Consider the following 575-nt stretch of genomic DNA (forward strand, 5'->3'; position numbering starts at 1 on the left):
GTCGGCGCGCCGACAGCGACCCGCCTCAGCGGGCCTGAAGTGGCGGGGATCGACCCGACCCGTGCTAGGTGGCCCTTGGCGTCGCCGGGAGCCGGAGGATGGACAAGGTCACGATCGCCGTGCGGCGGGTCCAGGGCGGATGGCGTGTCCTGAAGAACAGGCGCCCTGTCGGCGAATACGACTACCGGGTGGATGCGGAGGAAGCCGGACTGCGCCTGACGCGGAGACTTCACCTCTCCGGGCAGGATGTCGAACTGCTCGTCCAGGCGGAGGGATCCCAGGAGATGACGCCGATGACGGGCTGGGAGATCCTCCACCCGCAAGGCCCTTCTTCCAATGTCGGACCGCGATCGCGTTGATCAGAGAGATGCGGGTTCGCTCCAGCCGCTGGGGCGCCAGCCGCTGAGGAAGGCCTCCACAGCGACCTGGACGGGGCCGCTGATGTCACGCTTCCCGGCCTCCATGTCGTTGACGCGCGCCGCCATCTTCTCCGGGGTCCCGGCGAGGCGGAGCGCCCGCGCCATGGTCAGTTGATTCCATCCCAGCATCTTACGGGCGACTTTCAGTTCAGCGGC

At 68.2% G+C, this 575-nt stretch carries 2 protein-coding genes; one reads left to right on the forward strand and one right to left on the reverse strand.

Annotated elements, in window-relative coordinates; genetic code table 11:
* Positions 1–98 precede the first annotated feature (98 nt).
* Entirely contained in the window at positions 99–359 is a 261-nt protein-coding gene (locus tag HX774_RS18625) for a hypothetical protein (protein ID WP_178828925.1), read from the forward strand.
* Here the strand turns inward: HX774_RS18625 and HX774_RS18630 are convergent.
* On the reverse strand, positions 360–575 hold a 216-nt coding region (locus HX774_RS18630; protein ID WP_218650526.1), incomplete at its 5' end, for a hypothetical protein. It lies immediately after the preceding gene.

The organism is Brevundimonas sp. P7753 (assembly GCF_013386595.1).
In the GTDB taxonomy this organism is placed as follows: Bacteria; Pseudomonadota; Alphaproteobacteria; order Caulobacterales; family Caulobacteraceae; genus Brevundimonas; species Brevundimonas bullata.

Excerpts from the sequence above, each read along its gene's own strand:
- HX774_RS18625 (WP_178828925.1), top strand. The coding sequence starts at position 99 with ATGGACAAGGTCACGATCGCCGTGCGGCGGGTCCAGGGCGGATGGCGT.